The sequence below is a fragment of the Oceanobacillus arenosus genome (genome assembly GCF_003369575.1).
Taxonomy (GTDB): Bacteria; Bacillota; Bacilli; order Bacillales; family Amphibacillaceae; genus Oceanobacillus; species Oceanobacillus arenosus.
Genome location: NZ_PIOC01000003.1, coordinates 62479 through 88932, shown reverse-complemented (window position 1 = coordinate 88932; position 26454 = coordinate 62479). Strand labels below are relative to the sequence as shown.

22 protein-coding genes are annotated in these 26454 nt (G+C 37.2%); 16 read left to right on the top strand and 6 right to left on the bottom strand.

What is annotated here, in order from left to right; genetic code table 11:
- The first annotated feature begins 12 nt into the window (after nucleotides 1–12).
- Entirely contained in the window at nucleotides 13–1332 is a 1320-nt protein-coding gene (locus CWR48_RS02815; RefSeq protein ID WP_115771526.1) for an ABC transporter substrate-binding protein, read from the top strand.
- A gap of 1146 nt (nucleotides 1333–2478) precedes the next feature.
- On the opposite strand, the gene CWR48_RS02810 is transcribed toward CWR48_RS02815, so the two are convergent.
- From CWR48_RS02810 to CWR48_RS02790, 4 genes are all read right to left on the bottom strand, one after another.
- Entirely contained in the window at nucleotides 2479–5016 is a 2538-nt protein-coding gene (locus CWR48_RS02810) for an EAL domain-containing protein (RefSeq protein ID WP_115771525.1), read from the bottom strand.
- A gap of 367 nt (nucleotides 5017–5383) precedes the next feature.
- Nucleotides 5384–6433 carry a tRNA 2-selenouridine(34) synthase MnmH gene (gene mnmH, locus CWR48_RS02800; RefSeq protein WP_115771523.1) on the bottom strand — a complete coding sequence of 350 codons (1050 nt, stop codon included), beginning with the start codon at nucleotides 6431–6433 and terminating at the stop codon, nucleotides 5384–5386.
- Between the two features lie 85 nt (nucleotides 6434–6518).
- Nucleotides 6519–7568, bottom strand: coding sequence for a selenide, water dikinase SelD (selD, locus tag CWR48_RS02795; protein ID WP_115771522.1), 1050 nt, complete (start codon nucleotides 7566–7568; stop codon nucleotides 6519–6521).
- 105 nt (nucleotides 7569–7673) lie between these two features.
- Entirely contained in the window at nucleotides 7674–8744 is a 1071-nt protein-coding gene (locus CWR48_RS02790; RefSeq protein WP_211316683.1) for a permease, read from the bottom strand.
- A gap of 126 nt (nucleotides 8745–8870) precedes the next feature.
- Between CWR48_RS02790 and CWR48_RS02785 the strand changes: the two genes are divergently transcribed.
- The 9 genes from CWR48_RS02785 to ppc all read left to right on the top strand — a co-directional run bounded on the left by CWR48_RS02785 (nucleotide 8871) and on the right by ppc (nucleotide 18640).
- Entirely contained in the window at nucleotides 8871–9263 is a 393-nt protein-coding gene (locus tag CWR48_RS02785; protein ID WP_115771521.1) for a VOC family protein, read from the top strand.
- A gap of 487 nt (nucleotides 9264–9750) precedes the next feature.
- Complete coding sequence (locus CWR48_RS02780; RefSeq protein ID WP_245976687.1) at nucleotides 9751–10614, top strand: Rpn family recombination-promoting nuclease/putative transposase; 864 nt, start codon at nucleotides 9751–9753, stop codon at nucleotides 10612–10614.
- A gap of 27 nt (nucleotides 10615–10641) precedes the next feature.
- On the top strand, nucleotides 10642–11013 hold the full coding sequence (locus CWR48_RS20675) for a hypothetical protein (RefSeq protein WP_245976686.1): 372 nt from the start codon (nucleotides 10642–10644) through the stop codon (nucleotides 11011–11013).
- Between the two features lie 217 nt (nucleotides 11014–11230).
- Nucleotides 11231–11872: a PAQR family membrane homeostasis protein TrhA gene (gene trhA / locus CWR48_RS02775; RefSeq protein WP_115771520.1), complete on the top strand. Its 642-nt coding sequence runs from the start codon at nucleotides 11231–11233 to the stop codon at nucleotides 11870–11872.
- A 243-nt stretch (nucleotides 11873–12115) separates the two neighbouring features.
- Nucleotides 12116–12721 (top strand): glycerol-3-phosphate acyltransferase, encoded by a 606-nt coding sequence (locus CWR48_RS02770; protein WP_115771519.1) that lies wholly within the window; start codon nucleotides 12116–12118, stop codon nucleotides 12719–12721.
- A 265-nt stretch (nucleotides 12722–12986) separates the two neighbouring features.
- On the top strand, nucleotides 12987–13259 hold the full coding sequence (locus CWR48_RS02765) for a hypothetical protein (protein ID WP_115771518.1): 273 nt from the start codon (nucleotides 12987–12989) through the stop codon (nucleotides 13257–13259).
- A complete protein-coding gene (locus tag CWR48_RS02760; protein WP_115771517.1) occupies nucleotides 13260–14021 on the top strand; it encodes a transposase in 762 nt (253 codons plus the stop codon). It begins immediately after the preceding gene.
- A 147-nt stretch (nucleotides 14022–14168) separates the two neighbouring features.
- Nucleotides 14169–15740 carry an IS1182 family transposase gene (locus tag CWR48_RS02755; RefSeq protein WP_115771516.1) on the top strand — a complete coding sequence of 524 codons (1572 nt, stop codon included), beginning with the start codon at nucleotides 14169–14171 and terminating at the stop codon, nucleotides 15738–15740.
- Nucleotides 15741–15889: 149 nt separating this feature from the next.
- Complete coding sequence (gene ppc, locus CWR48_RS02750; protein ID WP_115771515.1) at nucleotides 15890–18640, top strand: phosphoenolpyruvate carboxylase; 2751 nt, start codon at nucleotides 15890–15892, stop codon at nucleotides 18638–18640.
- Nucleotides 18641–18830: 190 nt separating this feature from the next.
- Here the strand turns inward: ppc and CWR48_RS02745 are convergent, their stop codons facing one another.
- Entirely contained in the window at nucleotides 18831–19022 is a 192-nt protein-coding gene (locus tag CWR48_RS02745) for a hypothetical protein (protein WP_115771514.1), read from the bottom strand.
- Nucleotides 19023–19295: 273 nt separating this feature from the next.
- On the bottom strand, nucleotides 19296–19496 hold the full coding sequence (locus CWR48_RS02740; RefSeq protein WP_115771513.1) for a cold-shock protein: 201 nt from the start codon (nucleotides 19494–19496) through the stop codon (nucleotides 19296–19298).
- 475 nt (nucleotides 19497–19971) lie between these two features.
- Between CWR48_RS02740 and CWR48_RS02735 the strand changes: the two genes are divergently transcribed.
- The 6 genes from CWR48_RS02735 to CWR48_RS02710 all read left to right on the top strand — a co-directional run bounded on the left by CWR48_RS02735 (nucleotide 19972) and on the right by CWR48_RS02710 (nucleotide 26311).
- Complete coding sequence (locus tag CWR48_RS02735; protein WP_115771512.1) at nucleotides 19972–21891, top strand: BglG family transcription antiterminator; 1920 nt, start codon at nucleotides 19972–19974, stop codon at nucleotides 21889–21891.
- A gap of 182 nt (nucleotides 21892–22073) precedes the next feature.
- Nucleotides 22074–22403: a PTS sugar transporter subunit IIB gene (locus tag CWR48_RS02730; protein ID WP_115771511.1), complete on the top strand. Its 330-nt coding sequence runs from the start codon at nucleotides 22074–22076 to the stop codon at nucleotides 22401–22403.
- A gap of 47 nt (nucleotides 22404–22450) precedes the next feature.
- The gene (locus tag CWR48_RS02725; protein ID WP_115771662.1) at nucleotides 22451–22732 is read left to right on the top strand and encodes a PTS sugar transporter subunit IIA; all 282 of its coding nucleotides are present in this window, start codon (nucleotides 22451–22453) and stop codon (nucleotides 22730–22732) included.
- A gap of 83 nt (nucleotides 22733–22815) precedes the next feature.
- A complete protein-coding gene (celB, locus tag CWR48_RS02720; protein WP_115771510.1) occupies nucleotides 22816–24093 on the top strand; it encodes a PTS cellobiose transporter subunit IIC in 1278 nt (425 codons plus the stop codon).
- Between the two features lie 65 nt (nucleotides 24094–24158).
- Nucleotides 24159–24908, top strand: coding sequence for a chitin disaccharide deacetylase (gene chbG, locus CWR48_RS02715; RefSeq protein WP_115771509.1), 750 nt, complete (start codon nucleotides 24159–24161; stop codon nucleotides 24906–24908).
- 65 nt (nucleotides 24909–24973) lie between these two features.
- Nucleotides 24974–26311, top strand: a complete 1338-nt coding sequence (locus CWR48_RS02710; protein WP_115771508.1) for a 6-phospho-beta-glucosidase — start codon at nucleotides 24974–24976, stop codon at nucleotides 26309–26311.
- The last annotated feature ends 143 nt before the right edge of the window (nucleotides 26312–26454 follow it).

The window sequence follows — 26454 nt, the reverse complement described above, 5'->3', positions numbered from 1 at the left end:
GGGGGAAAAGAAATGAAAAGCAAATGGAAGGTGTTTTTGTTAAGTACTTTATTTCTACTTTTGGTAGCGGGATGTTCAAATGCTTCAAATGCAAGCAACGAAGAATCAGGAGATCAGATAACCTTGAAATTCCATCACTGGTACACTGAAGAAGCTGGAAACTGGGATGAAGTTATTGCAACATATGAAGCAGAACATCCAGAGGTAAATATAGAATCTATACCTTTAGTTGAAAATTTGAATCCTGCTGATTATATGAAAAAATTAGATTTGCTAGCTTCTTCTGGTGAACAATTGGATGTTTTTATATTTGCAAATGATAGAGAACTTATGCAGCGGGTGCAGGCAGGTTTAGTAGCACCATTAGATTCTTTCATTGAAAAAGAAAACCTAAATATACAGGAGGAGTATAGTAGTCCTAGTTACGAAATAGATGGATCCTATTATGGGTTACCAGGTAAACGAAGTTCGCGTTTAGTATTACTTAACAAAGATCATTTGGATGAGGTAGGATTACCAGTTCCAACGGATTGGACTTGGGATGAATATAAAGATTATGCGAAGAAGTTAACAAAAGGAGAAGGTGCTTCCAAAAGGTATGGATCATACTTCCATACATCTCTAGGAATCTATGATGTTCCAAAATTAATGGGTAAATCTGAAAACATTTCAATTCTTAATAAAGATGGTTCATCTAATATGGATGACCCTCTGATAGAAGAAGGATTAAAACTACGATATGATATGGAACAAGTAGATGGCTCTTCAGTGCCTTTGGCGGAAATTCTTTCTCAGAAGCTTGACTATCGACAACAGTTTTTCTCAGAATCAGTAAGCATGGTGCCAACTGGTAGTTATATGATTACTGAATGGGGAGCATTCACACCAGAAATGAACATGGCATGGGCACCTTGGCCAAAGAATAAGAAAGATGATATAAACCACAACTATACAGGTAGTGATATATTTGGTATAGCAAAGAACTCAGAATATAAAGAGGAAGCATATCAATTTATCAGATGGATGACAACTGAGGGAATGATAGTACAAGGAAAAAATCTCCCATCTTGGAACAAAGCTAATTTAACGGAAGTAGTCGAAGATTTAGTCTCAGATACTATAAACCCAGAAGCTGTTGATTTAGAGTCACTATTATATACCCTGGAAAATTCTCTTCCTTCCGAGGTAAATGTTCCCAAACCATATATTACAGAAGCGCAGGAGGCTTACTATGCTGAGGTAGAATTGTACTTGTTGGGAGAGCAAGATTTGGAAACGACTTTATCAAATGCAAAAGAAAAAGTTCAAGCTATTATTAATGCAAATCAGTAATATATTAAGTAGATTCTTAAAATATATTCATTGATGGAAAAGTATCCATGAAGGAACGAACGGAACGGATTACATCAATAATCATCTTAAGCCACTATCATATTCGATAGTGGCTCTCTTATGGCGATGGATCAATTTCTTGTCCGAAATGGGTCAAAAAGATGGAAAGGGTGGAGCAAACTTGTCTTTCTGCAGCGATGATCAAACATAAAAAAAGTGCTCCTACGATTAACAAATTATCAATCTATGTTGCAGATATATCCGTTTTTTTCCAACTAAGTAGTGAAGATGGAATCTCTACTTCTTTCACTCCAACTAAATCCAGTATTTCATTTTTGACGCTTATCATGATACTACTTCGAATAGTGCATTAGAATTACTCTATTCGATTGAAAATACAATTGTCCTTTTTTTTCAGCGCACTGCAAATGAATAGAAGGGGTTTTAATAAGGACAGAGGGACAGGTACAGTCTACCATTGAATTAAATACTAAATGGATTGCAGAAATGGTCCTGTCCCTCCGTTTATTTTCAAATAATATATAGGCATAGACAATATCACAAGGATATGGATTTGGACAAATACACAGCACAAAGATTATTGAAATTGAATCAAATAATACTAAATAACATACTAAAGATATAGCAAAAGTAAAAGTCCGAATCATTTATAGTTTTACAAAATATAACGATAAATCAGTTGGATGATGCATAATTATTCATTTTAGTTTATAATGCTCGTCTGAGGTGGTTATTTTGGAAGAACTATTACAAGAGATAGATAACTATCTCCAAAGTCTAAAGATAAAGTTAGACACTATAGAAGATGGAGTTGAAAATATCAAACTAGATTGTGAACGATGGTTTTGCGGAAATAAATGAAGTAATGTTGGATCAGATCACTACCACAATCTTGTATCTCAAAAGTATTATTCATACGGTTTGAAGGGGGAGTGGTCACCCCAACTTTTTCATGTGCTCTCCAAAATTGGAACCAGTTCAATTAGATAGGCTTTAACCATTTATGATTTTCCTCCCGATTCCCTAGCACCAAAAAGAAATCAACCAAGAAATAACTGGTTGATTTACGATTTTCTCCTATATAATTATAGTTCTAATTTAGAATCCTATGTTACGTAAATTCACTTACAACTGCTTAAAGTAAGTAAACACATCCTCTGTCACGAATGGGGATCCTGGCAAAAGGGGGCTCTTCTTTAACTGTACTTGCAGCTGATTGAACTTTGTAATCAGGTTTCCCCTTTCTTGTTCATCCATAATGAATTCAACACCATATCGATTTAACCCATCTAGCTCTGATTCATGGACGATTGTTCCGTAAAAGGTTAAGTCTTCATCGGTAAGGGTTGTTTGGAACTTTATTAGTATATCCGAACTTACGGGAAGTTTGATATTTGATAAAAAACGTAATCCACCTGGACCTAAATTTTCAAATAAGACTTTCGTGTATCCTAATTGTACTTTCTTTCCATTCAACTCTGAAATGGTCATCAGTGCTTCCAGCGGATATTGTAAATCAAGTCGGAAATAGGCTCTTTGCTCTTGGAAAGGTAATGGGTCTATCTCTGTATTTATAGTTCTTTCTAATACTTTCTCGATATTTTCTTCTGAAACAGGTTTACTAAATAGATACCCTTGCATTCTCTCGCATTCCAATTTTAATAGTAATTCTTTCTGCTCTTTTGTTTCAATGCCTTCCGCTACCACTTGTATGGACAACCGATGGGCCAATTGAATAATGGAAGCTACAATTTCGGTACTGTCCTGCTCGGAAGGAATGTCCTTCACTAAGGATTTATCTATTTTCAAGATATCTGGTTTGATGTCTTTTAAGTTTTTAAATGAAGCAAATCCTGCTCCAAAATCATCAAGTGAGATTTGGATACCTAACGCACGTATTTGAGCAATCTTCTTCAACACTTTCTCTTTTTGTTCTAACATCGCGGTTTCGGTAATCTCAAGCGTTAACCATTTCGGATCGAGGTCATTTTCTTGTAAAGTACTTGTAATTATGTCAATCAAATCTATTTGTGAAAATTGAATCAAAGAAAGGTTAACAGATGCTTTTACCATGTATCCAGCATCATGCCAAGACCGCAATTTCTTACAAGCAGTCTTCAATACCCATTCGCCAATCTCAATGATTAACCCTGACTCTTCTGCGAGTGGAATAAATTCATTCGGCAAAACGATTCCCCAAATCGGATGATTCCAACGAACGAGTGCCTCTACAGCGTCAATTTCATTTGTCTCTGCATGCATTATCGGTTGATAATAGACAAGGAATTGATCATTGTGAAACGCATGTCGAAGCTCATTTCGTAAAGAAAATAATTTGTAGGTCTCAACATTTGCGGTTGGTGAAATAATCTCATATGTATTATGACCTGCTTTTTCTGCGAGATACACGGCAACACCTGCATTCTTCATGAGAGAAGCTGCGTCCTCCCCAGATTCAGGATAAATACTAATACCGATACTTGCTGTTAGATAAAGCTGATAATCCTTCACTTTAAATGATTTCTCAAATACATGTAATACTGCTTTAGCTATTTTTTCAATATGATCGATAGCGTGCAAGTTAGTCATTAATATAGCAAACTCATCACCGCCAATTCTTGCCATCATTTCTATATCGTTATGAAGTGCACTATTTACCTTTCTTGCAACTTCCATTAATAGCAGATCGCCAATATCATGCCCGAAAGTGTCATTTAAAAACTTAAACCCGTCTAAATTGAAAATCAGAACAGCAAATTTTCGTCCGTCCACATTGGCCAGCCGACTTTCAAGGTCCAGCCTGTCTTCAAAAGCACGACGATTAGGTAATTTAGTTAAGTAATCATGATATGCCATATACTGAATTTCGAGCGCTTGTCTTTTTATTTCCGTAATGTCTTGGAGGTTACAAACAATCCCGTTTACATTTGGGTTTTCAAGCAAATTGGTGCAAACGACCGTAAAATCGCGCCATTCCCCTATTTTATGTCTTAAGCGAAGCTCTATAGTAAACGGGGTATTCGGTCGATTGAGAATTTCATCAAACTTTCTCATCACCGTAGGCAAGTCGTCGGGATGGACAAAGTCAAAACTTTTCTGCCCCGTAATTTCCGCCACTTTATAACCAAGAGAAGATTCAATGGATGGGCTCTCAAAGATGAATTTTCCTTCAGAATCTAGGATGCCAATGATTTCGTGTGCATGATGAATGATTGATTTAAGTCTTTCCTGTAACTTTAAATTTTCTTGCTTCAAATGTCGTTCGGTGGAAATATCATGCGTTAATCCATAAAAACCGATGACTTCACGATCCTCTAGTTGAATAGGTGTTAGTGTTACATCGATAGGAATGATATCGCCTATTTTATTCGTAACTCGATATTTGACATATAGTGTTTCTCCATTCCATACTTTAGTAAAATAATCTTTTACTATCTTAACGTCTTCCTTGTAAATATAGCTACGGTATTTTTTTCCGACGATTTCGTCTACATCCACGCCCAATAATCGGATAATTCCTCCATGGACGTTTACAATCACTCCCTTAAGGTCCACAACAAAGAGCAGGATGTCAGGCGAGTTCTCGAAGATTTCTTGGTAGGAATGCATTTCTTGCTCTAAATAAGCCTGTAATTTTTTCTTTTTATTGAAATTGGCAAGCAATTTGATACCTCCGCGTGATTTTTTTGGCGAATAAAATTCTCAATAATCAATTAGGCCTATTTTACCATATTTTGTCGAATTATGGAAAAAAGGGGATTGGGGAAATAGATCTAAAGGGACAAGGGGGATTACAGGGTCTGACCCCAGTTACATGTATGCAGCTTGGAAATTGTATGAGCATTGAGGTGGAGCGAATAAATAAAAAGTGGGGCGTTAAAAGGCAATGATGGAGCCAATTACGGAAATCTCAACTCATAATGCTACATATGTTAAATCTATCTAATGCAGCATCATATTTGCTCTGCCCTTGAAGTATCTCAGCACCACCACTAATAAAAAATCCCTTACCATTCCCGCTCTCCACCAGCTATATCTGCTTCGTTTGCTGTTTCACATCCAGATATTTTTTCAATGATTCAACTGCTTCGTCGATATTATCTGCCTTTATTCGAATTTTTTGATCTGCTGGAATCTGCATTGCTGTATGGTCATAAAGGGGATCATAGTAGTATTCAAGCAGAAGTCCTACCGCTTCAGAAAAGTTTCCTGACTTTAAATCGGATTCGATTTGCGCTGCGATTGGTGTATGAATCCGTTTTTTAACCCGGGCAAAAGCTTCGATACACTCCTCTTGATGCTCCCAAGGATGATAATCATCGAGAATATGAATCATTCTTTCTTCAATAGGCATTTCGATAATTAGTTGGGTCCCCTTATCTTTCATCTCCATAATAAAATTAGGGAGCGCTACTTTACCAATTCGCCGGCTTTCACCTTCAAAAAGGACATATGAAGAATCTTTTAGCCGGATTAAATCTTCAATCAACAATCCATCGAACTTTTTCTGGTTGTTTGGGTCCAATCCGATTTGGCCGAAATTAGAACCTCTATGATTTGCCAGCCCTTCAAAATCGATAACAGGATAGCCTGCCTCATGCAGCTGCTGCAATATCAATGTCTTGCCCGATCCCGTATATCCGTTTAACACGATTGCTTCTTTCCGCCATTCGGTATTTTCCAGCTTGTCTACAACCCAGTGCCGAAAGCTGCGATAGCCGCCATCGAGCCGAAATGCTTTTATTCCCATTAGGGCAAGCACGGTAGCTGTAGTTCTGCTGCGCATCCCGCCACGCCAACAGAATACAGCTTTATTACCTTCCAGCTTTCTAAATTTCTTGATGAAATCGGGTAATTTGGCAGAAACGATTTCCAGGCCTCTGTCTTTTGCTGCTTGCGGACTCACTTGCTTGTAAATTGTTCCAACTTCCGCTCTTTCCTCATCATTGAAAAAAGGAATGTTGATACTGCCTGGGATGGTAGCATCTTTATATTCAGACGGAGAACGGACATCAATAACCGTTAATTCTCCTTTATTTTTTAATACGATTAAATCGTCGATTGAAATATCCTGAAACATGCAGTTTTCCACCTTTCAAATTGCCTGAACGTAAAAAATCGGCAGGTTGCCGATTTTTTACTGATTGCACATGTACTTTTAAATATTATAAAACATGAATGTGGCCAGGGTTTTCTTCTGTTACTTCCCCAATTAATGCAGCTTCAACACCAGCATTTTTTAGATTGGTCAACAGTTCGTCAGCTTCTTCATTAGGGATAGCTATCAGAAGCCCACCGGATGTAACTGCATCACAGAGAATGTATTGATCGATTTGGTCCATCGATTGTTTGAAGGTAACATCACCTTGAAGATGTGCAAAATTATTCTTCGTTCCACCAGGTACAGCACCTGCTTCAGCAAGCTCTCTTACTCTCGGCAGTACTGGAACTTGTTCTTGATAAATGCGAATGCCTGCATTGCTTCCTTTTGCCATTTCCGAAGCATGTCCAAGCAAGCCAAATCCAGTCACATCCGTACATGAATGTACATTAAAGGGTTCCATCATCTCTGCAGCTGTTTTATTCAGCGTTGACATAACAGTTGTGACTCGCTTAATTTCCTCATCCGTTACGATACCGCGCTTAATGGAGGTTGTTGTGATGCCAACTCCAATTGGTTTTGTTAAAATCAGCTTGTCGCCAGGTTTAGCGCCGGCATTTGTCCGTACTTTATCAGGATGGACAATACCTGTCACAGCTAACCCGAATTTAGGCTCTTGGTCATCGATTGAGTGGCCGCCAACAAGCGAAACTCCAGCTTCTTTCAGTTTATCACCCGCACCGCGAAGAATTTCCGCTAATACTTGCTTTTCCAATGTATGAATTGGGAATGCAACAATATTTAAAGCTGTTAACGGCTTACCGCCCATAGCATAAATATCACTAATCGCATTTGCAGCTGCAACCTGTCCAAAGTCATATGGGTCATCAACGATAGGTGTGAAAAAGTCAACTGTCTGTACCATTGCCAGTTCATCTGTTAGTTTATAGACGCCTGCATCATCGCCTGTTTCCAGACCTACTAGAAGATTTGGGTTTGGAGTCGCGGGTGGTAATTCCCTTAACACTTTCGCCAAGTCAGCAGGTCCGATTTTACAGCCACACCCACCCTTGGATGTGTATGATGTTAGCTTTACATTCGTAGTATCTGTCATTTTTATCCGACCTTTCTTTTTGTTTCTATATTAAATATTATAGAACACTGGATAGAAAATTGCATTTCTTCAACCTGGAAAATAACTTAGTCGAGGCTGCCTATATTAAAAAATTATTTTACCTATTAAACCACTTATGATACCGAGGATTACTACCGATGCACTTACAAATAGTAATACCTTTTTAGGAAACGACTTATACACGATTAATAAAGATGGCAGGCTGATTGCAGGCAATGTAATCAGTAAGGCTGCTGCAGGTCCACCGCCAAGTCCTAGAGATAAAAATGTCTGGATAATTGGGATCTCAGCAGCAGTTGGGATAACAAACAGCATTCCGGTAATCGCAAAAATAATGATTGCAATCAGACTATTTGCTGTCGACTCACCAAGGTGTGGAAATAACCAGACATGTCCCGCTCCTAATAGTAAAACAGACAAGATATATGCAGGTACAATATAAAGAAGCATTGTACCTAAGCTTTTCAACCATCTTGATAGGAAACTTCCTTCTGGCTCTATTTCTGTAACCAGCTTATTGATATCGATTGGCTTAGTGTCTTTTACAAACCGATTGGCTAAATAACTGACTCCAAAGGTTAAAATGATACCAAATAATAGACGCATCACTGTGAATTTCCATGATAATACGAAAGTCATAAAAATGAGTGTTGCTGGATTAAGCATTGGATTCCCGATCCAGAATGCAAGTGCTGATCCGACGGAAACATTCTTTTTGCGCAGCCCAACAGCCAAGGGTGCTGCACAGCAAGTACACATCATGCCAGGAACCGATGCGATACCGGCAATTGCCGTACTGCCAAATGTTGTTTTCCCAAGTACTTTTAACAGCCACTGCGTAGGTATTAAAACTTGAACCAAAGAACCTAATAAAATACCAAGTACTGCTGCTTTCCATACAGATTGAAAATATACAATGGCATAGTCGATTGCAGCCTGCCATGAAGGAGTTATACTGGAAAGGTCTCCTAAAATGGAAGTCCCAATCGAATGTGTATTTATTGCTGTTATGGATTTGTTATAATATGGCCACCATTTTACATAAAGTAATCCAACAGCCGCTATAAGAATAAATGCAACAACAAAGCCAATCATTTTCTTATGTTTTTGTGAATGTTGTTTAATAATAGTATCTATGATAATAACCTCCTGCATAATAAAAATACATTCTATTATATCATAAGTTTTATGCATTAAGATGAGAGCGATTGGAGGCATAGTGTTAATAAAAAGAGTAAAATAGTAGGGAGGCAGAAGAAAAAGTATAAGGAGGAATAGATAATGATTAAAGGAATTAATCACAAAGGATTTCATGTAGTAGATATGGAACGCTCATTGGATTTTTATTGTAATAAGCTTGGTTTTAAGAAGGCGTTTGAATTAAATCAACCAAGTGGTGAACCGTGGATTGTTTATGTGAAAGTGGCTGATGGGTGTTTCATTGAATTATTTTACGGAGGTGCCGAGGGTGTTAGAGATAGAGCGGAACATATCTGTTTCGAGGTAGATGATATCCAAGAAACGGCGGATCAGTTGAAGAAAAGTGGAGTCCCCTTAGAAGTAGAAATTTCCCAAGGAATGGCTTTGAACTACCAGTTTTGGGTATTAGATCCGGATGGAAATTGGATTGAGTTTATGGAGATGAACCCTGAATCCCCACATATGAGAAGCTAAGAGAGGAAAGTACTTACATATTCTTCTTAATCAGGCGTCGTCCTCGTAGGAGGAAGGCGCCTGATTTTTATCCCGAATTAACTGGCTGTAAGACCCCCACTTCAAAAATTTGAGGAAGATCAAGAATTGTAAGTGGGGGATCAACAGCCAGTAAAAATCCCGATTCTGTTCAACTAACATTCAGTTGGGGATGAAGAAAACCCCCACTGAATGAAGGTTCACTTTATCACAAGGCACTGTTATAACTGTAAAATCTACTCAAAAGTAAACTTTAAAAGCGATCAATTCACAATTGAAAAATTAGTCTATGCCGATGATCATCTTTTCCAATTTTAATACAGCAATTGCTAAACTATTCGTATTAGTTGTAGCTTTATCTATCGTTTGTAATTGCTAGGGAACATTTGGTTTTCATTTATTCTTCTGATATACTATTTTTAGAAATACACCCCTGTATGACATCACAATCCAATAAGGATGTGCTGCAATGCCACTCAAGGAAATTGTCAGAGAAACCCCTCAAGAATATACTACAAATGACACCATAATGGAAAAACCTAACAAATATGTTAAACCCAATTCAGAAAAAACTCGGATTACCAAGATTCTGAAGCGAATTCCACTGGAAAAACTAATGGATTTGAAAGTAGATTATGCCTTTAAACAATTATTTGGCAATGAAAAGAATAAAGAAATTACCGTCGTGTTCTTAAATGCAATTTTGCAACGAACAGGTCGGGAGCGGATTAAGGATATTTCCTTTTCCAATACTGAAGCTGGCGGAGAATTTGATGGTGATAAGCGGTCGAGAATGGATTTATTAGTTACTACAGATGCGGATGAACAGATTAATGTAGAGATTCAGTTTACGAACAAATACGATATGGTCAAACGCTCCATTTATTATTGGGCGGGCATATATAGAAGCACGATGCAAAAAGGGAAGACATATCAAGAACTTAGACCAGTTATAGCAATTAATATTATGAACTTTAATTTATTCGGAGAAACCACGCGTTTTCACACAATATACCATTTGTATGAGGATGAGGAAAAATTTCAATTGACAAATGTGATAGAGTTCCATTTTATCGAAATGGCGAAGTTAATCAAGGATTGGAAAGACGATAAACTAGATCCTTGGAATGACGTGCTAGCAAGATGGCTACTTTTGCTTGGAATGGTCGATGGAAGAAACCACAGGGCTTATGAAGATATCTATAGAGAATTGGAGGAAATTGCAATGCAAGATGAACAGTTGAAATCTGCAATTCACAGATGGGAAGAACTAAGCATGACACATGAACAATATGTTGCCTATGAATCACGGTTGAAAGAAGTGATTGACTAGGAAGCAGCACAGCGGCACTTGGAGCTAATGAAGCAAGCGGTTGAGAAGAAGAAAAGAGAGATAGGGCAAAAAGAAAGTGAAGTAGAAGAGAAAGAACGGGTTGTAGAGCAGAAAGAAAGTGAAGTAGAGGAGAAAGAACGGGTTGTAGAACAGAAAGAAAGTGAGGTAGAGGAGAAAGAACGGGTTGTAGAGCAGAAAGAACAAGTAGTAGAGCAGAGAGAACGACTCGTAGAGCAGAAACAATCGAAAATCGAAGCAAAGGAAAAGGAGTTAGAACAAAAGCTAGAGGAAATCGTACAAAGTCTTTTAAAAAGTGGTACGGAAGTGAGAGATATTGTCGAAATAACAGGAATGAATGAGGAAAACGTTTTATCAGTAAAGCAAAAGATGAACATTTAATACGCAGTTATTTAGTCAACCTTAGAAGAATTTTTATTAAGGAAGACATAAGAAATAATAAAAAGGAAGGACAAAGGGACATCAACATCGTCTACCATTGAATGAAATGGATTGCGGACATGGTGCCTGTCCCTCCGTCTCTGCCGCGTTTCTTTTCTGGTATACTTAGCGAGCAGAAGTAGTTTGAAAAGTAAATTTGAAATAGGGAATGATAATCGTGGCAAATACACATGTTTTTTCGAAAGGTGAAGAAATTGCGAATGCAATTACGCATGGAATCGGGGCATTATTTAGTGTAGTAGGCTTAGTGGTATTAATCGCCGCTGCAGCTATAAATGGAACGGCTTGGCATATTGTTAGTTTTACGATTTTTGGTACCACGATGCTCTTACTATACATTTCCTCTACAATGGTTCACGCCCTTCCCCAAGGAAAGGCAAAGGATTTATTTGAGATTTTCGATCATTCCTCGATCTATTTATTCATTGCTGGAACATATACCCCATTTATTTTTCATGTGATTCAAGGAACACTTGGTTGGACGATGTTCGGTATCGTTTGGGGGATTGCAGTTGGTGGCATTGTCTTCAAGGCATTTTTTACCAAGAGGTTTCTCCTTACCTCTACATTACTCTATGTACTAATGGGCTGGATAGTTGTACTCGGCTGGAGGCAAATTATCGAAAACCTCGATCCTAATGGAGTAGTATTACTAGTTGTTGGTGGTTTGTTATATACGGTTGGTGCGATTTTTTACGTTTGGCGTGGTTTTCGTTATCATCATCTTGTCTGGCATTTGTTTGTATTAATTGGTACGATTTGTCATTATTTTTGTGTTTTACTATATTTATTGCCTTAACGGAAGAGACTAGGATGAAACTTATTTCCTGTCATTATTTCACAGGATTCGTCTCTAGTGACATGAATTGGCGTATAGAGTTTAACGGCAAATTAAATGATATAAAATAATAGACGGTCTATGCAGAATGATGAACAGAATATATGATTTACAATGAATGTAAAAGGGTCAGGAGAAACGGAATAAAATTTGTAGTGGTGAAACACTACCATCTTATTTCGCAAAAATAGAGGGAGGAGCAACATGTTTTTTATCAGTATTATGTTAATCGGTTATTTGCTCGGTTGTATTAACGGTGCCCAAATTATTGGTAAATACAAACAATTTAATATAAAAAGTAGTGGTTCTAAAAATGCTGGTGCCACAAATACTTTTATACTTTTGGGTTGGAAATCAGGCGTACTTGTCGCTTTTATCGATGTATTTAAAGCCATTATATCTTTAGTTATTACAGCTTCATTATTAGTTTATGCGGACATACATTTTGACTTACAAGTATTGTTACTTTATGTCAATGCTTTGTTTGTTTTACTTGGACATATTTATCCAGTAACGCTTCATTTTAATGGGGGAAAAGGAACAGCATCCTTCTTAGGTTTTTTACTATTTCTTAATTGGAAATTTGCAATTATGGCATTTATCATTTTTTTATGTATCTCTTTTGTCACCAATTATTTCGTTTTTGGCACATTTTCAGCCTATCTTTCTTTCATCATTTATACAATCTTCTATTATGGTAGAGGACCGGTTTATATTGCAGTATTGCTAACGATGTTTTTTATCGCAAATCACATCGATAACTTTAAACGAATTATCAATAAAGAAGAAACAAAATTATCAAAAAGGTGACCGCGGGGACAGGCACCTCGACCCAAACTATTTCCATGGCTTAGACTGAGTGTTTTTGAGACACTTGGTCTTTTTTTTACCTAAAAATATATTAAAAATCGATTTTAGTTTGATTGATCATCTTTAAAATGCAATTTTCATCTTAATAAAATTGAAAATTGCTCACTGGATTCCATTCGATTTTTAGATTTTGGGATTTTGACAAAGGCATTAGGCTTCGATTAACTTATACCTATCTACGTAACTGAAATAGGGGGAGACATTGGTGGCGATTGCAACTCAGGGATTGCTAGAATGTATGGAGTTCACAGGAAAACAAGAAAACAGGATGCGCAGTTGGACAAGCAAAAGTTTCTGGAGTACAAGTACAAATGAAAACAAGAAGGCTAGCCAGGCCAATTTCCGACTTGAGTGGAAGGAAGAACATAACCAATGGAGCAATATGGGAGGCTGTTCCCAGGGGCGTGTGCAAACTATTCTTACGCAAAAAGGGCGATTGGTAATTACACAGAGTATTCCGCCGCGAGGTGATGCGTAGATGCCAAGGGAACCAAGGAAGAAGAGCCGGAGCGGGATTTACCATATCATGCTAAGAGGAATTAATCGACAAATAATCTTCGAGGATGATGAGGATAAGAGAAGGCTTTTGGAAACATTAATAAAGTATAAATCGATAAGTAATTACTCGATTTACAGTTATTGTTTGATGGATAATCATGTTCATTTATTATTAAAGGAAACGGGGGAGAGCCTTTCGGAAGCCATCAAGAGAATTAGTTCCAGCTATGTATATTGGTATAATATGAAATACGAGCGCTCCGGACATTTATTCCAGGATAGGTATAAGAGTGAAAATGTGGAGAATGGAGCATATTTTTTAAAAGTTCTTCGATACATTCATCAAAACCCAGTAAAGGCAGGACTTACAAATAACGTTTTTGCAAGTAAATGGACGAGTATTAACGAATATTTCCAACAAGATACTATGATAGATATCGATTTTGGGCTTCAATTATTTTCGCCGGATAGGAATAAAGCGATTGATTTGTATATCGAATATATGCTGCAACCTAATGATGATCATTGCTTGGAGGATATAATCAAAGTTAGAAAATCCGATGACGAGGTAAGGAAAATGTTATTTCAACTAGGAATTCCCGATAAAAGTACCCTCCAGCAAATGGACAAAGAAAATAGAAATGCAATATTAGCAAGGGTTAAAACGATGGAAGGTGTGTCACTGCGACAACTATCAAGGATAACAGGAATATCTAGAAGTGTTATTCAACGAGTTGATTGACTGAGGTACTTGGGTCGAGGTGCCTGTCCGAGACCACTGAAAAAGTCCGATTGAAGATTCAAAAAATATAAGTTTAAAAAAGAAAAACCCCCGAAATTTGGTATAATAGAATTGTCGAGAAACTATTACCAACTGGGGGTTATTCTTATGCTCAAAGACAAAGATATGCAATTAAGCATCTACTCTATATTATATAATAAAATTCCTGAAAATCATACGCTGAAGATACTTAGAGATGAACTAGACTTTAGTTTTATTAATGAAATGCTAAGAAAAACATATTCTGATAGATATGGTCGGCCAGCTAAAGAACCTGAGCTCATGGTTAAGCTGTTACTTTTACAGCATCTCTATAATTTATCTGATGTACGAGTGATAGAGGAGGCTTCATTAAACCTGGCTTATATGTATTTTTTGGGTATTAATCCAGAGGATGATTTACCTCATCCTAGTCTATTAACAAAATTTCGTAAAGATAAATTAGGAAAGAAAGTTGATGGGCAAGCTTATTTAACCATGGATGAAATTATGGCGGAATTTCTCCACCAATGTGTAGAGAAAGGCATCATTAAAGGGACAGGAATAAGTATTGACAGCACACACACAGAGGCGAATACATTTAAATGTACGGCAGAACGAGTCATGAAACGTCTAGCAAGTAAGCTATTTAAGACCATGGAGAAAGAAAACGGGGAAGTTCCGGTAGAAATAAATCAGGAAATTCCTAAATATAAAGAAATAGAAGATCATAAAGAAGCTAAAGCAGTGATGAAGTCCTATCTTGAGGGCACCATCGCTAAAGTGGAGGAAAAAATTCACATAGAAAGCAGCCCAAAAACAAAGGAAGTAATAGATAATGCAAGGGAAATATTAGAGAACCCTAAATTTATGGAACAAAAAGGGGTTCGTTCCATTGTGGATCAGGACGCTAGAGTTGGACATAAAAGTAAAACTTCTCACTTCTTTGGGTACAAAACGGAATTTATGATAACAACTGAAGACCGAATTATCACAGCCGTACACGTTAGTGATGGGGCATATGTAGACGGAAAGAAGTTTGATGAGTTACTGGAATTAACCAAGAAAAGCGGCGTCACAATAGGTGAAGTATATGGTGATAAAGCCTATTTTAGAAGACCGATACTAGATAAAATAAAAGAAGTTGGAGCCACGCCATACATACCAGTAAGTGAAATGGCATACAAGATTGATGAAGATTTATACAGTTATAATAAAGATTCTGATGAATGGTTTTGCACACAGGGAAATAAAACCGAAAGAAAAGTCTACAAAAAGAGGAAGAGTGGAAAGGAAACCTATAGATATTATTTTGAAAAGGAAACCTGTAGAAATTGCCCTTTAAGGGAGCAATGTATCTCGGGTAAAACAGTAGGTAGAATTTTAGAGATAGGGATCAACACCCCAGAATTTTACGGATACAGTCAGGAACAAAAGTCAGATGAATTTAGAGAAAAATACAAGAAAAGGTCTTGTCAGGAATGGAAGAATGGCGAGATGAAGAATTTTCATGGGCTAGATCGTGCCAAGGGGTACGATCTAAAAAGTATGGAATTACAAGCCAAATTAACCGCATTTGCGGTTAACATAAAGAGGATAGCAGCAATACTATCCTCTAATAAGGTGTCTCATTTCAATTTTATTGTCATTTTTTTGAAATTAAAAGATGGAAATGTTAGATTTCAGAAAACTTGTGCTTAAATCTAAAAATTTGTCTTAAAAAAAGGTGCGTTTTTCAGTGGTCTCGGTGCCTGTCCCTGCGTCCCGCTCGTGTCCCGGAAACTTTTAGACTTTATTAAATATTAGTATAAATGCTATAATAGTAGAATCAGATCGAAGGAGGGGATTAAATGATAGAAACTATCGAAAGTAATAACTTATTGCAGAAAGACGTCAACATGCTTGGCAACATCTTAGGCGAAATTTTGGTCCTCCATGGTGGTAAAGAGCTATTTGATAAAGTCGAAATAATTCGAGAAATGACAAAAAGCATTCGTAAAAAATTCGATAAAGAGACATATGTGGCACTTAAAAAAGAAATCAGCAATTTAAAACCGCCGATGCGTCAGCAGGTGATTCGTGCTTTCTCTATCTATTTTCATCTAATTAATGTTGCGGAGCAAAATCACCGCATCAGACGCAGGCGCCAGTATTTACTTGAGGAGGGAACAAGTCAATCCTTTTCTCTGGAGAAAGCAGTTAGTAAGGTAAGCGAATATTCCCTTACAGATGATGAGATTCAGAATGTGCTGGATGATTTATCCATTGAATTAATCATGACGGCCCATCCAACAGAGGCAACGAAGCGGACCGTTCTGGGAATACAAAAAAGAATATCGGAAAACTTACGAAAATTGGACAACCCGTTAATCACTCAGAAGGAAAGAGCTGCTTTAAAAGATAGCTTATTTAATGAGGTTACGGCTTTATGGCATACCGATGAATTAAGACATAAGAAACCAGAAGTATTGGATGAAGTGAAAAATGGCCTCTATTATTTTGAACATACATTATTTGATACATTGCCAGATATATTTTCGGAATTGGAGATGCAGTTAGAGGAACAAATTTCTGAGAAGGATTGGAATGTACCGAATTTTATCCGTTTCGGCTCCTGGATTGGTGGGGACAGGGATGGGAACCCGTATGTAACACCAGAAATCACTTGGAAGGCATTAGAAATGCAACAGGCATTGATTTTGAAGAAATATGAAACGTCCCTTGTTGAGCTGTTCAAACGGTTTAGCCAATCGAGTGAGCGTCGATCCATTGATCAACAATTTATCGATAAGGTGGAAGTTGAGGAGAACACTTATTTACAAGAGGGTGAGGGATGGCGTGCCAAGTCGGAGGTATACCGCCGTAAATTTAAAGTGATTCTAAAACGCCTGCGTGCAACAGGGAAATCTCCCCATGGTTATCAACATAAAGAAGAGTTAGTGGAAGATCTTAAAGAGATCCTTACGAGTGCAGAGGCACATTTACCAAGGACTAAAAGGTTGAAAGCCATTCGTAAATTGATCCGTCAAGTCGAGATGTTTGGATTCCATTTAGCAACATTGGACATCCGAAACCATAGCAGAGAACATGAAGCGGCAATTCATGAAATTTTAAATGCTGTTCATGTTACAGATGATTATTCCGCTCTTACAGAAGCAGAAAAACAAACAGTATTAATTCAAGTCTTGAACGATCCTAGACCATTGCTGCTTTCCAATGATCGATATTCTAAAGCGACTAAGGAGATGCTGGATGTTTTTAGAATGATTAAACGTGCCCATGAGAGATTTGGCAAGGGTGCGATTGAGGTCTATTTAATCAGCATGGCGGAGGCTCCAAGTGACGTTCTGGAAGTTTTATTACTTGCTAAAGAAGCGGGAATTTATCGTCTATATCCAGATGGAACAGTGGAAAGTGATCTTGATGTGGCACCTTTACTGGAAACAATCGATGACTTGAAAGCTGGACCAGAAATCATGAGAGTATTATTTGAAACAGATGTCTATCGAAAACAGCTCGAAGCACGTGACGGACATCAGGAAATCATGCTGGGTTATTCGGATGGGAGCAAAGACGGCGGTACGTTAAGTGCAAACTGGGAGCTATTTAAAGCCCAGAAAGAAATCCATCGCATGGCGAGGCAATACGAGATTCGTTTGAAATTTTTCCATGGACGTGGTGGATCATTAGGCCGTGGAGGCGGTTCATTGAATACGAGTATTCTCTCACAACCAGTGGAGACTTTAGGAGATGGCGTTAAAATCACAGAACAGGGAGAAGTGCTTTCTTCCAGATATTTACTCGAAGATATCGCTTATCGAAACTTGGAGCAGGCAGCCTCCGCGTTATTTGAGGCCAGTGTTCGAGTTGCAAGTGTCCCTGACAAGGTAGAACTGCGAAAACCAGAATGGGAATTGGCAATGGAAGCTATGTCAGAAAAGGCCTTGAAAAAATATCAATCGCTAGTGTTTGACGATCCTGACTTTCTGACATATTTCCATCAGGCAACACCACTAACAGAATTAGATGCACTAAATATAGGCTCACGGCCGATGAGCAGGAAAAACAGTCAACGTTTTGAAGATTTGCGCGCGATTCCTTGGGTATTTGCCTGGACACAATCCAGACATATGATCCCTGCTTGGTATGCAGCAGGCAGTGGCTTGCAATCCTTCATTGCGGAGGAAGATGGTAATTTAGAAATCCTACAAACGATGTATAAAGAATGGCCATTCTTCCAAGTAACGATCAACAATTTACAAAAGGCCTTGCTTACAGGTGATATGACTAGTGCCAAGGAGTATTTAGAATTAGTTGAGGACACTAAAGTTGCAAAACGGATATTTGGAGATATTGTTGATGAATATGAGCGGACAAAAGAGGCGGTACTGCAAATCTCCGGCAATGAGGCGTTACTCAGCCATTCCCCAAATATACAAGAGTCTGTGCAGCTTCGCAATCCATACGTCGATCCACTTAATTTCCTGCAAGTAGATTTGATTCGGAAATTAAGGGAAACAGAAAACCCACCAGAAGACCTGGTGACCGATGTGTTGTTGACAATTAATGGAGTTGCAGCTGGGTTGGTTAATGTAGGGTGATGGACCATGGGGACAGGCACTTCGTCCCCAAAAATCTCCATAGTTTAGACCGAGTGTTAGTAACACTCGGTCTTTTTTAACCTAAAAATAATAAAAATTAATCTTAGTGTAATTGGACGGCTCTAAAATACAATTCTTTCTCAATAAAATTGAGAATTCTTTACTAAAGTTTACAGATAATATGACCTACTTATTTATTGGGCAAGTCAAGTTCCCGGTATGCCTCCTGATATTTCCCACCTGAAGCAACTTCAGCATGGTACAAAGCCTTAAGCGCAAAGCTTTTCTCAAGATCATGTTCTTTCATTATCTCTTTTAACTTTTTTTGTAATTCTTCATTGTTCATAACGAGTTTTTTCATGTGCGATGTATAATATTTCATCTGCTACTTTAACTCCCTTTTGTATCCAATTATTCAGTAAGTATAGCATTCATACTTTGTAATTGCATTACTTCCTTAAGTACTTCCTTATAATTGCTTCTACTACCATTGCTCGATCACTTACCTACAATTTAGCACTCCTAAAAAATAAATTTTATGATTTTTAGTAGTGATCAATAATCAATTATGCTAACAGAGGAAATTCCGTGTTTACGGAACAAATTAAAAGTAAAAAAGCTCCTCTCGTATGAGAAGAGCTTTCATAATGTTTATTTACGCTTTTTCAACGTTTGCTGCTTGTGGTCCGCGGTTACCTTCTTCAATATCAAAAGTAACTACTTGTCCTTCATCTAATGATTTGAAACCTTCGCCTTGAATTGCTGAGAAATGAACGAATACATCTTCTCCACCTTCAACTTCGATAAAACCGAAACCTTTGTCTGCATTAAACCATTTTACTGTACCTTTACTCATAAAAAAATTCCTCCATGTGCTTTATAGCACGTTTATTACTTTTTGTGGTTCAAGATTAATAATTCAAGACGAAGATAATCACTAGAAAGTTATTACATATATCTTGTTTTGCTAAAACGAACATCAATAAGTTAATCTTATTATAACACTTGATAGAAAAAAAGATACCTTTTATTTAAATATTTATCAGGTTAAATATGGATAATGATTTTAACGGGTGTTTAAGGTGCCTAGTCACTCCTCGAATTTTGTCATATTTTGTCGGAGAATAGAGGGACAGGCATGATGTCTCGCTGCACTAATAAAAATTTGTTTCTTACTATTTGAACCTTTTGATCTGCTGGAATCTGGATTGCTGTATGAGTATACAGTCATCTGATTATAATAAATATTCCAGGCTTTTTAAATAAATTTATCGTATAATAGATCATAAGAAGCAGTCCGAAGCTTATCAAGTGTTAGTAGGAGGAATAAAGTGATAACGCTTACAAATCGACAAAAAGAAATTATCATTCGGTTAATTAAATCTAGTGAGCCGGTCACAGCTGAGTGGATTTCTAGAGATCTAAGTGTTAGCGACCGAACCATCCGTAATGAAATCAATAAAATGAAAAATGAATGCAATTCATTCGGTATTGAAATTAATTCAATCAGAGGGAAAGGATATCAACTGAAAGTAATCAATGAATTACTTTTTCAGGAGAAATCTCCTTTGTTATTTAAACAAGACGATTTATTATCGGATCATTTTGAGTCTCAGGATAATAGAGTAAGGTACATATTACAACGCTTGTTACTTGTTGGCAATTTTATTAAGATGGAAAAACTTCAGGAAGAACTTTTTGTATCAAGCACTACGTTGAAAAATGATTTGAAGTTGGTATATAAAAAGCTGAAACAATTTAATCTATCATATGTCAGCCGTCCGCACTACGGGAAAAAAGTAGAAGGTGATGAGTATAATAAAAGATTATGCCTGTCTAATTCGGCTTTGGATAACAATAATGGATTTAGTAAGGTGGAGGATTTTTTCCACTTCCTGGATGCTAATTTATTTAGGAAAATAAAAGAGACGATCATTGATACTGTAAATAACTATGATTTTACATTATCAGATTTTACATTGGGGAATTTGACTACTCATATAACAATTGCATGTAAGCGAATAGAGGAAGGTTATTTTGTTGAGCCACTTAATATTTCCATGACCGCTAATGATATAATTGCAAAAAACGTAGCGGATAATATTATACAAAAGGTGGAGGACATTACAGGATTAAAATTCCCTGCATCAGAGTCGGAATACATTTTAGCTCATTTATTAGGTACGAAACTTCTGTATACATTAGATGGCATTTCATCTGCAACAATAAGTATAATAGTAGATAAAATTATTGAAAAGTTAAAAGAAGTATATGATTGGGATTTCCATTATGATTTGGAATTCATCCAAGGATTGTCGACCCATCTTGGTCCAGTGATGAATAGGTTGAAGTATGGCATGAATATTCATAATCCCCTATTGAACGAGATAAAGACAAAATATCCATTTGCATTTGAGGGGGCAATTATTGCAAGTAAATGTATCGAGGATTACCTTAATAAGAAGATAGGTGAGCATGAAATATCCTATATTGCCACGTATATTGGTGCAGCGCTTGAAAGAATGGAAGATATATCAAAAAAGAAGGTGTTAATTGTTTGCGCTACAGGAATGGGAAGCGCCAAACTTTTATATTACCAATTACAAAAATTATTTAAAGATAAAATGGAGATTATTGACACTATCAGCCATTATAAACTATCACGCTATTCATTAGATGGTATTGATTTTGTCATAAGCACGGTTTCAGTCAGCATGGATTTAAATATTCCAGTAATTACAACAAACCTTTTGCTGGAGGATAATGATATTGAGAGAATAAAATATCAGTTTAGCACTTTTAAAGATACGTTATTTACTCTTATAGATCCAGCAAGAGTTTTTATTCATCAAAAATTAAAGGATCGTGAATCTGTCATTCAATTTTTATGTGATGAATTGGGAAAGCAGAAGCTGGTTTCTGAGGATTATGCTGAATTAGTATTGAAAAGGGAAGAATTGTCCTCTACCTACTATGGTAATTTCATTGCAATTCCACACCCGATAATCCCGCAAACAAATAAAACATTTTGGACTATCTGTACCTTAAAAGAACCTATACCTTGGAATAATCAAAACATGGTTCAATTTGTTTGTTTATTAAATATAGATAAGGATACTGATGAAGATTTAAAAATTATGTACGAACAATTAGTCGCCCTCGTAAAGAGTAATTCAACTGTGCAACAGTTAGTTAAAAGTGACTCCGTAGCGGAGGTAATTGAATTACTAACAGAACCAATAGAGCCATAAGCCGATAGAAGTAAGTAACCGGCTTATGGCTATTTTACGATCCTTTGAATTGTTAATAAGGAATATGATGTTATCAAAACAAGGATTTCCGTTGCTTAACGGAAAAAACGTGACTATAAAATAAAGCGCTTTCATTTTATGATGAACATGTATTGTAAAACAAGATGAATGGAGAGATATATATGGTGGAGAAAACAAAGATCTTATTAGTGTGTTCAGCTGGAATGAGTACCAGCTTATTGATGACAAATATGGAGGAAGCGGCAAAGGAAAAAGGAACTGAAGTTGAAATACAGGCAATGTCTTCAACTGCAGCAAATAAGTACCTTGCTAAAGAAAATGTAGATATCTTATTACTTGGACCACAAGTGCGTTTCATGAAAGCAAAGTATGAAAAAAAATTAGCCAACACCGATACTGTACTTGATGTCATTGATATGCAGGATTATGGAAAAGTGGATGGTGCGAAAGTATTGGAGTCTGCACTGCAATTAAAGCAAGAAAGTTTATAGCGAAAGGAAGATATCCCGTGGTAGAACCAAAAAATATCGAGGACATTATGGGTCTGATTCTGCATAGTGGTAATGCAAAGAGTTATGGAATGGAAGGAATACAGGCGGCAAAACAAGGTGACATGGAAGCTGCTGACCGGAAAATGGAGGCAGCAAATAATGAATTAGAAAATGCACATAATGCACAAACAAATTTATTATCGAAAGAAGCTTCCGGTGAGAATGTGGAAGTGACATTACTAATGGTTCATGCACAGGATCATTTAATGAACGCAATGACATTCTGTGATTTGGCAAATGAATTTATTGAGTTATATAAAAGTAAATAACCAAAAACACTAGAAAACATGGCAACTTTATTATTTATAGTTTTTAAAGGTAAAGTAAAAAACTGAGATATGGGGTGATTTAGTTGTTAGAGAGAATTGAAATGATCGCTGGACAAATTGGTAATCAACGGCATTTAAGGGCTTTAAGAGATGGGATATTACTAACCATGCCTCTTATTATCATTGGATCTGTTTTCCTGATCCTTGGTAATTTACCAATTGGGGGTTATACAGATTGGCTTGAATCGATAGGTCTAAACTCGATCTTTAATAAGATTGTAAATGGATCCTTTGGACTGATGGCTTTAGTGGCTGCTTTTGGAATTGCGCATAGTTTAGCGGAAGATTATGAGGTTGATGGAGTCGCTGCAGGGGTTATTTCTTTATCCTCCTTTATTATTGTTACACCAGATTTAATAGCAGAGGCAGGATCGGGAATAGCATATACGTTTGTTGGAAGCAGTGGCTTGTTCGTCGCAATTCTAGTAGGGCTGATATCAACCGAAATATTCAGGTTTTTTGTTGAGAAGAATTTCACAATAAAGATGCCAAAAGGTGTGCCGGTTGCTGTAGAAAAATCGTTTGCAGCTTTACTGCCGGGGTTCATGGTTATATTGAGCTGGGGCTTAATTTATTTGTTATTAACCTTAACAGGAGTTGAAAACATTCATGCGTTGCTGACCAACACGTTAGGAAAACCACTTGGAGCTTTAGGCAGCAGCTTGTGGGGAACATTAGTAATTGTTGCATTGAACTCAATTTTCTGGTTTGTCGGTATCCATGGCGGAAATACAATTAATCCAGTAATTCAACCTATTTGGCTTCAGAATACCGATGCGAATCGAATAGCGTTTCAAGCAGGTGAGCAACTGCCAAATATTATTACGAATGAATTTATGATGAATTTTGTTTGGATGGGTGGCGGTGGTGCCACAATTGGTTTGGTTATCTGTTTATGGCTATTCACGAAAGCAAAAAGTAATAAGGCGATGGGACGTATTACAATGGGTCCAGGACTCTTTAATATTAATGAACCGGCTTTATTCGGCCTACCGATCGTATTAAACTTTAAATTGCTCATTCCTTTCGTTTTAGCCCCAATGGCAACTGCGATTATTACATATGTTGCTATGGCTACAGGTTTAGTAGCAAAGCCTGTCGGTATTGTTGTGCCGTGGACAATGCCACCAATTATTAGTGGTTATTTGGCTACAGGAGGAAAGATAAGTGGTGCCGTAATCCAGGTAATTACATTACTTGTCACGGTATTGATATACTATCCATTTGTAAAATCCACGGACAGAGCACAGCATAGGGTTGAAGAAGAGGAAGCAGCAGCAACAAAGGAAGCAAGTTCTTAATTTAGAAAGAAAATAATATTTTTATAAATGCTTTTTAGTTAAAAAAGAAAAAGGAGGGTGAGTATATGACGAAGTTAATTATCAATGCAGATGATTTTGGCTATTCGAAGGGTGTAAATCTTGGGATTATCGAAACATACAAAAATGGCATCGTAACATCGGCGACAATGATGACCAATATGCCGGGTGCAGACGATGCTGCAAAACTTGCTAAAGAAAATCCTGAACTTGGAGTAGGAGTTCATCTTGTCTTAGATTGTGGATTTCCAATTAATGATAATGTTGGCTCGCTTATTGACGCAGAGGGAAAGTTTTACAAATCTGATAAAGTGTTAAGCTTTGCCGGGAGCAATGATATAGAAAAAGAGTTTACAAGTCAGATAGAAAAGTTTCTTTCATATGATTTAACGCCAACGCACCTTGATAGTCACCATCATATACACAGTCAAGAAAAGGTGTTTCCGATAGTGGAAAAATTGGCGAATAAATACAATCTGCCAATTCGTAATTTAAGAAATAACATAAAGAAATCCCACTTTAATATCGTTGAGTATTTTGAAGAAAGTTTTTATGGTGATGACCTAACGATAGATTCAATAATAAAAATACTAGATAAGTTAAACCAATTTGATACGACAGAAATTATGGCACATCCTGCCTATATTGATGAGCCAGTGCTCACGGGGAGTTCCTACAACTTACAACGTGCTAGAGAATTATCAATATTGACGGATAAGCGGATTCAACATGAAATTTTGAATCGTGGTATTGAGCTTGTATCATACAGGGAGTTAAAAAAGACGTTACATGTGTAAAAATAAATTATCGATTTTGTCAGCGGATTTAAGTTAATCAATAAAACTTGCTAGGAGGACTAATTATGAGTAGAAATATAAAAGTGGCAACGATTGGCGGAGGATCCAGCTACACACCGGAACTCATTGAAGGGTTTATTAAACGATACGATGAATTTCCTTTGTCCGAATTATGGTTAGTTGATATAGAAGAAGGAAAAGAAAAACTGGAGATTGTCGGAAGTTTAGCAAAACGAATGGTTGCAAAAGCGGGATTGCCAATTAAGATCCATTTAACACTCGATCGGAGAGAAGCGTTAAAAGATGCTGATTTTGTCACAACCCAATTCCGAGTGGGTCTGCTTGATGCACGGGCAAAGGATGAGAGAATTCCTCTAAAATATGGTGTCCTTGGCCAGGAAACAAATGGGGCGGGTGGATTATTCAAAGGGTTGCGTACTATTCCAGTTATCCTTGATATTTGCGGAGAAATGGAAGAATTATGTCCAAATGCATGGCTAATTAATTTTACTAATCCTGCGGGGATGATAACAGAGGCTGTACTGCGCTATTCAAACATCAAAAAAGTAGTAGGACTTTGCAATGTTCCTATTGGAATGGAAATGGGGATAGCGAAATTATTAGATGTTGATCATTCTCGTGTACGCATTGACTTTGCCGGTCTAAATCACATGGTTTATGGTTTAGATGTTTACGTTGATGGGGTCAGTGTAAAAAAAGAAGTCATTGAAAAATTAACAGATCCACATAATAGCAGTTTTGTAAAAAATATTGAAGGTCAAGGATGGGAGCCGGAGTTTTTACAGGCATTAAATCTATTACCTTGCCCATACCATAGCTACTATTACAAATCACAGAAAATGGTTGATGCAGCCTTGGAAAGTGCTGAAGCTGAAGGAACTCGTGCTGAAGTTGTGCAAAAGCTTGAAAAGGAACTATTTGAATTATATAAGAATCCGGATTTAGCTATTAAACCACCTCAATTGGAGGAGCGTGGAGGCGCCTATTACTCTGATGCTGCTGTACGATTGATAACTTCCATTTATAATGATAAACGTGATATCCAGCCAGTAAATACAATGAATCGTGGTGCAATCGAAGGCATTCCAGATGAATCAGCTGTTGAAATAAGCTGTGTCATTACAAAGGATGGACCGAAACCGATTACAGTTGGAGAATTGCCAGTACCTATTCGCGGACTCATTCAGCAAATTAAAACATTTGAGCGAGTATCCGCTGAAGCCGCGGTAACAGGAGATTATAATACAGCAATTCTTGCATTAACAATTAATCCACTCACACCTTCTGATACGATTGCAAAACAAATCGTTGATGAAATGATGGATGCACATAAGGATTATTTACCGCAATTTTTTAAGAAAACTATGATTAATGGGAAATAGAGAAGGAGCTCTATAATAGGTTTTGCGCTCAAAGGCATCTTTAATTTCAGTTGTGGGATTAGAGGTGTCTTTTTACTGTACATATTATAGGAGAGCTATGTCCTGGAGCGAAGTCCGGGCCAGTTCGAGTGGCTCGGCTGCCA

Coding starts and splice junctions, on each gene's coding strand:
- CWR48_RS02815 (WP_115771526.1), top strand. CDS start 13: ATGAAAAGCAAATGGAAGGTGTTTTTGTTAAGTACTTTATTTCTACTT.
- mnmH (WP_115771523.1), bottom strand. CDS start 6,433: ATGTTTCAGGATATTTCAATCGACGATTTAATCGTATTAAAAAATAAA.
- selD (WP_115771522.1), bottom strand. CDS start 7,568: ATGACAGATACTACGAATGTAAAGCTAACATCATACACATCCAAGGGT.
- CWR48_RS02790 (WP_211316683.1), bottom strand. CDS start 8,744: ATGCAGGAGGTTATTATCATAGATACTATTATTAAACAACATTCACAA.
- CWR48_RS02785 (WP_115771521.1), top strand. CDS start 8,871: ATGATTAAAGGAATTAATCACAAAGGATTTCATGTAGTAGATATGGAA.
- CWR48_RS02780 (WP_245976687.1), top strand. CDS start 9,751: ATGCCACTCAAGGAAATTGTCAGAGAAACCCCTCAAGAATATACTACA.
- CWR48_RS20675 (WP_245976686.1), top strand. CDS start 10,642: ATGAAGCAAGCGGTTGAGAAGAAGAAAAGAGAGATAGGGCAAAAAGAA.
- CWR48_RS02770 (WP_115771519.1), top strand. CDS start 12,116: ATGTTTTTTATCAGTATTATGTTAATCGGTTATTTGCTCGGTTGTATT.
- CWR48_RS02760 (WP_115771517.1), top strand. CDS start 13,260: ATGCCAAGGGAACCAAGGAAGAAGAGCCGGAGCGGGATTTACCATATC.
- CWR48_RS02755 (WP_115771516.1), top strand. CDS start 14,169: ATGCTCAAAGACAAAGATATGCAATTAAGCATCTACTCTATATTATAT.
- ppc (WP_115771515.1), top strand. CDS start 15,890: ATGATAGAAACTATCGAAAGTAATAACTTATTGCAGAAAGACGTCAAC.
- CWR48_RS02745 (WP_115771514.1), bottom strand. CDS start 19,022: ATGAAATATTATACATCGCACATGAAAAAACTCGTTATGAACAATGAA.
- CWR48_RS02740 (WP_115771513.1), bottom strand. CDS start 19,496: ATGAGTAAAGGTACAGTAAAATGGTTTAATGCAGACAAAGGTTTCGGT.
- CWR48_RS02730 (WP_115771511.1), top strand. CDS start 22,074: ATGGTGGAGAAAACAAAGATCTTATTAGTGTGTTCAGCTGGAATGAGT.
- CWR48_RS02725 (WP_115771662.1), top strand. CDS start 22,451: ATGGGTCTGATTCTGCATAGTGGTAATGCAAAGAGTTATGGAATGGAA.
- chbG (WP_115771509.1), top strand. CDS start 24,159: ATGACGAAGTTAATTATCAATGCAGATGATTTTGGCTATTCGAAGGGT.
- CWR48_RS02710 (WP_115771508.1), top strand. CDS start 24,974: ATGAGTAGAAATATAAAAGTGGCAACGATTGGCGGAGGATCCAGCTAC.